This is a genomic window from Rufibacter psychrotolerans (assembly GCF_016924645.1).
In the GTDB taxonomy this organism is placed as follows: domain Bacteria; phylum Bacteroidota; class Bacteroidia; order Cytophagales; family Hymenobacteraceae; genus Nibribacter; species Nibribacter psychrotolerans.
The window spans coordinates 1-641 of sequence record NZ_JAFFJV010000035.1 but is presented as its reverse complement, the minus strand read 5'-3'; the positions used below and the strand labels follow the sequence as shown (position 1 = coordinate 641).

The window sequence follows — 641 nt, the reverse complement described above, 5'->3', positions numbered from 1 at the left end:
ACATCATCGCAAAGGAGTTTCAGGTTCGCATTCTCGTTGTCATCAATCGAGATAAATATAACGCCATCATCAGTTAATAAGTCCCTTGCCAGCAGTAGGCGACTGTACATGAACATCAGCCAGGCAGAGTGGGATGCAGAGCCGCGTTTTGTAAGGTCTAATATTCGGGCGGCTTCTTCCTCGCTTACACTCAGTTTTTCCTGTAGAGTATCTTTGTTATAGTTGAAATTATCAAAATAAACAAAACCATCAGAGCCTGTGTTGTAAGGCGGATCTATGTAAATGCATTTGATTTCTCCACTGTATGATTTTAGTAAATGCTTTAGCCCATCGAGGTTATCGCCGCTGATGTAGATGTTTTGGCTGTTGGCATTTTCGGGCAGGCTGTTGTGTGGTTCGTTGGGCTGAATTACCGTAGTGGTATCCGTACTGGCTAAAAGCTTTGCATAATTTTTGCCCAAAAACTTTAGTTCATAACCTTCCTGTACCACATTGGCTGTAGTGGCTATTTCCGCTTTAAAACGTTCGATGTCAAAAGAGCCATCGGATTTAAAACAAGACGGGAAATTCTCTTTAAGGACAGCTAATTGTCTGCTGTTGGGGGTGGTGTTGTCGTTTTGCTGTATAATGTCTTTGATCAT

1 protein-coding gene is annotated in these 641 nt (G+C 42.1%); it reads right to left on the bottom strand.

The annotated features are described in order from the left end of the window. Positions 1 to 641 (bottom strand): DNA methyltransferase (locus tag JT718_RS20405; RefSeq protein ID WP_205504649.1); only part of this gene is annotated, 641 nt, incomplete at both ends.